The sequence below is a fragment of the Micromonospora sp. NPDC006766 genome, assembly GCF_040636055.1.
GTDB lineage: Bacteria > Actinomycetota > Actinomycetes > Mycobacteriales > Micromonosporaceae > Micromonospora.
In genome coordinates this window covers 1-4,554 of record NZ_JBEYIX010000109.1, presented here as the reverse complement: position 1 = coordinate 4,554, position 4,554 = coordinate 1, and the positions used below count along the sequence as shown (strand labels likewise).

The 4,554-nt window shown below is 70.0% G+C and carries 4 protein-coding genes; 1 reads left to right on the top strand and 3 read right to left on the bottom strand.

What is annotated here, in order from left to right:
- Window positions 1-97: 97 nt before the first annotated feature.
- The gene (locus ABZ671_RS32340) at window positions 98-943 is read right to left on the bottom strand and encodes an ABC transporter permease (RefSeq protein WP_357865239.1); all 846 of its coding nucleotides are present in this window, start codon (window positions 941-943) and stop codon (window positions 98-100) included.
- Window positions 943-1,788, bottom strand: coding sequence for an ABC transporter ATP-binding protein (locus tag ABZ671_RS32335; protein WP_357865236.1), 846 nt, complete (start codon window positions 1,786-1,788; stop codon window positions 943-945). The genes ABZ671_RS32340 and ABZ671_RS32335 overlap by 1 nt, the downstream gene beginning before the upstream one ends.
- Window positions 1,789-1,939: 151 nt before the next feature.
- On the opposite strand from ABZ671_RS32335, the gene ABZ671_RS32330 reads away from it, so the two are divergent.
- On the top strand, window positions 1,940-4,009 hold the full coding sequence (locus ABZ671_RS32330) for a protein meaA (protein ID WP_357865234.1): 2,070 nt from the start codon (window positions 1,940-1,942) through the stop codon (window positions 4,007-4,009).
- 13 nt (window positions 4,010-4,022) lie between these two features.
- On the opposite strand, the gene ABZ671_RS32325 is transcribed toward ABZ671_RS32330, so the two are convergent.
- A complete protein-coding gene (locus tag ABZ671_RS32325; RefSeq protein ID WP_357865242.1) occupies window positions 4,023-4,301 on the bottom strand; it encodes a DUF1540 domain-containing protein in 279 nt (92 codons plus the stop codon).
- Between the last annotated feature and the right edge of the window lie 253 nt (window positions 4,302-4,554).

Genomic DNA, 4,554 nt, shown 5'->3' with positions numbered 1-4,554 from the left:
TCAAAACCGGCACGCCCTACAACGAGACGACCGCCTGGCCACACCACACCGCCGAACCCGCTACTTGACACTCGTACGTCCTGGGATGTCTTACACATCAGCCGTCGCGCTTGGTGGTCCAGCGGAAGGTGGTCAGGCAGAGGGCCAGGCCGATCACGCACCAGAGGGCGAGGACGAGGGCGACCCGGCCCAGCTCGAAGGAGCCGCTCGGCTCCTGCGTGCCGAAGCTGTCCGGCAGGAAGACCGACCGGAGCCCCTGGCACATCCACTTGAGTGGGAACAGTGCCGCCACCTGCTGCATCCAGTTGGGCAGGCTGGTGAAGACGAAGAACACGCCGGAGATGAACTGGAGAACCAGGGCGACCGGGGTGATCACGGCTGAGCCGCTGCGGGCGGTGCGGGCCAGCGAGGACATGGCGATGCCGCAGAGGGTGAAGGCGGTGACGCCGAGCGCGGCGACCCAGCCGAAGGTGAGCCACTTGGCGGCCGTGTCGGGCAGCCTCAGGTCGAACAGCAGCACCGCGACGAGCAGCAGCAGGGCGGTCTCGGCGACACCAATCGCCACCACCATGATCACCTTGCCGGCGAAGTACACCCACTTCGGCATCGGGGTGCCCCGATAGCGCTTGAGCACGCCACGGTCCCGCTCGATCGGGATCCAGATGCCGAGGTTCTGGAAGCTCACCGTCATCAGGCCGGTCGCGATCATGCCGGTGACGAAGTATTGGGTGAACTTCACCCCGCCGCCGAGCTCGCCTTTGAAGATCGAGGCGAAGACCAGGATCATGATGATCGGGAAGGCCATCGTGAAGACGACGGACTCCCGGCTGCGCAGGAACTGGGTGATCTCCATCCGGCCCTGCCGCAGCGTGAGCGCGCCCGGCCCGAGCCGCCGGGTCGCGGGGGCGGCGACCGGGGCCGCCGGCTTCGTGGTGGTCGTCATCAGCGTCCGATCATCTTGAGGTAGACGTCTTCCAAGGTCGGTCGGGTCACCGTGAGCCCCGGGACCTCGCCGCCGAAGCGCGTGGCCAGCTCCGCGACCAGCGCCGTCGGCGTGGCGCTCTCCGCGCTCTCCAGCGTCCCGTCCGGCGTACGCCAGGAGACCGTCGCGAAGGACTCCTGCCGGTTGCCCAGCCGGGCGGGCGGGGCCACCTCGACCACTCGCCCGGCGGCGATCACACCGACCCGGTCCGCCAGGGCCTCAGCCTCGTCCAGGTAGTGCGTGGTCAGCACGATCGTGGTGCCGGCCGCTGCCAGGTCACGGATCAGCTCCCAGAACTCCCGCCGCGCCTCCGGGTCGAAGCCGGTGGTCGGCTCGTCGAGGAAGAGCAACTCGGGGCGGCCGATGATGCCCAGCGCCACGTCGAGGCGGCGCTTCTGCCCGCCGGAGAGGGTGTGCGTACGAGCCTTGGCCTTGGCGCCCAGCCCGACCCGCTCGATGACCTTGTCCGGGTCGTCGGCGCCGGGGTAGAAGCCGGCGAAGTGTCGCACCACCTCGCCCACGGTCAACTCGTCGAACTCGCCGGTGCCCTGTAGCACCATGCCGACCCGGGAGCGCCAGTCCGGCCCGGGGTGGGCCGGGTCGACGCCGAGTACGCGTACCTCGCCCGCGTCGCGCTGCCGGTAGCCCTCCAGGATCTCCACGGTGGTGGTCTTTCCCGCGCCGTTCGGGCCGAGCAGGGCGAACACCTCGCCCCGGTGGACGTCGAGGTCCACGCCCGCCACCGCGACGTTGTCGCCGTACGCCTTGCGTAGTCCCCGTACGGAGATCGCCAGCTCATCATCCATGCCGTCCAGTGTGCGACGCCGGCGCAGCACCCGGCGCTCGGGGGTGTGGCGGCGTAGGCCATGTTGCGCCGCTCGTGCCCGGTGGTCCGCTCTATGGGCCTGTGTGGTTTTCCACAACCTGATCTACTTAACGGTAATTTAGACTCCAGCCATGGGCGAGAATGCCTCTCCTGGGTGGCTGCCGGAACGCGACCGGCCCTGGGTGATGCGCACCTACGCCGGTCACTCCTCCGCCACGGCCACCAACGCGCTCTTCCGTCGCAACCTGGCAAAGGGGCAGACCGGACTGTCGATCGCGTTCGACCTGCCCACTCAGACCGGGTACGACCCGGACCACGAGCTGGCCGCCGGCGAGGTGGGCCGGGTGGGCGTGCCGGTGGCGCACCTCGGCGACCTGCGGAGCCTCTTCGAGGGCATCCCGCTGGCCGAGATGAACACTTCGATGACCATCAACGCGCCGGCCATGTGGCTGCTCGGCCTCTACGCCACGGTCGCCACCGAGCAGGGCGCGGAACTGGCCCACTGCGCCGGCACCACGCAGAACGACATCATCAAGGAGTACCTGTCCCGAGGGACCCACATCTTCCCGCCGGCCGCGTCGCTACGGCTGACCGCGGACGTCATCGCGTACACGCTGCGTGAGATGCCGCGGTGGAATCCGGTCAACATCTGCTCGTACCACCTCCAGGAGGCCGGCGCGACGCCGGTGCAGGAGGTCGGCTTCGCGCTGGCCACCGCGGTCGCCGTGCTCGACGCCGTGCGCGACTCCGGCCAGGTGCCCGCCGAGCGGTTGGGCGACGTCGTGCAGCGGATCTCCTTCTTCGTCAACGCCGGAGTGCGGTTCGTCGAGGAGATCGCCAAGATGCGCGCGTTCGGCACGCTCTGGGACGAGATCACCCGCGACCGGTACGGCGTGGCGGAGGAGAAGCAACGGCGTTTCCGGTACGGCGTGCAGGTCAACTCGCTCGGCCTCACCGAGGCGCAGCCGGAGAACAACGTCCAGCGCATCGTGCTGGAGATGCTCGGCGTCACGCTCTCCCGGGACGCCCGTGCCCGTGCGGTGCAGCTGCCCGCCTGGAACGAGGCGCTCGGCCTGCCCCGCCCCTGGGACCAGCAGTGGTCGCTGCGCATGCAGCAGGTGCTGGCGTACGAGTCGGACCTGCTGGAACATCCGGACCTCTTCGAGGGCTCGCACGTGATGACGGCGCTGGTCGGCGACGTCGTGGCCGGCGCCCGGGTCGAGCTGGCGAAGGTGCTCGAGATGGGCGGCGTGGTGACCGCCGTGGAGACCGGCTACCTGAAGAGCGCCCTGGTCGCGTCGCTCGCCGACCGCCGCCGCCGGATCGAGGCCGGCACCGACGTGGTGGTCGGCGTCAACCGGTTCACCGAGACCGAGCCGTCGCCGCTGACGGCGGCCGGGGCGCGGACGATCGAACAGGTCGACCCGGCCGTCGAGGTGGCCGCCGTCGACGCCGTACGCGAGTGGCGAGCCGGTCGGGACGCGGCGGCCGTGCGGTCGGCCTTGGCCCGGTTGCGAGCGGACGCCGCGACCGCGACGAACCTGATGGACGCCACCCTGGAGTGCGTGCGGGCCGGCGTGACCACGGGGGAGTGGGCGGGTGCGCTACGCCAGGTCTTCGGCGAGTACCGGGCACCGACCGGCCTCATCGGCGCCGCCGGGTCCGCCACCGTCAGGTTTGCCACGGCCGGGTCCGGTGGCGCCGGGCCCGCCGGTGGCGCCGGGCCCGCCGGCGGCGCGGGGCTCGCGGCGGTCCGCGAGCGGGTCGCCGCCACGGCACGCGAACTGGGCAGCGGTCGGCTGCGGCTGCTGGTCGGCAAGCCCGGCCTGGACGGGCACTCCAACGGCGCCGAGCAAATCGCGGTACGCGCCCGCGACGCCGGCTTCGAAGTGGTGTACCAGGGCATCCGGTTGACCGCCGGGCAGATCGTGGCCGCTGCGGTCGAGGAGGACGTGGACCTGGTCGGCCTCTCGGTGCTCTCCGGTTCGCACCTGGCCGCCGTGCCGGCCGTACTGGACGGGCTGCGAGCCGCAGGGCGGGCCGACCTGCCCGTGGTGGTCGGCGGCATCATCCCGGCCGGCGACGCCGAGGCGCTGCTCGCGGCCGGCGTGGCCCGCGTCTTCACCCCGAAGGACTTCGCGCTCAACAACATCATCAACGAGTTGGTCACGGTGATCCGTGAGTCCAGCAACCTCGCCTGAGGCAGTAGCGGGTTCAGCGGCTCTGGTACGTCATGCAGTCGGCCAAGTCCATTGCCGGACCAACGATGATCGCTGCGGCGTGGCACTCCAGGTTGGAGTTGTGCTGGCAGTCGGCGCGCTGGCAGGCACCTACCTGGGCGACCGGTTGCTCGTTTCCGCCCCGCACCGGCGTCTCGATAAAGGTGTGGCAGCGCGCGTGATCGCTGCTGCCGATCGTGATGGCGAAGGCGTGGCAGTGGTTGGTGCGGTTGTAGGCGCAGGACGCGACGCTGCACTCCTCAACTCGGGGCATTCCCACGCTATTTGCCTCCTTTTGTTTCGATTAGTCCGATTCTAGTGTCGTGTGGCGGCGCATCGCCCCCGGTTTGGGGTGACCCGCTTCTGGCATGCGCCGCGGGGTGATCGTCGATCGCCACGAGTCTGCAGGAGTCGAAGCTGGAGAACCTGGGTCACCTGGGTGACCAGAATGACCATGACTCGCTGGGTCTGTTCCAGCAGCGCCCGAGCTCGGGTTGGGGCAGCCCGGAGCAGATCACCGATCCGGA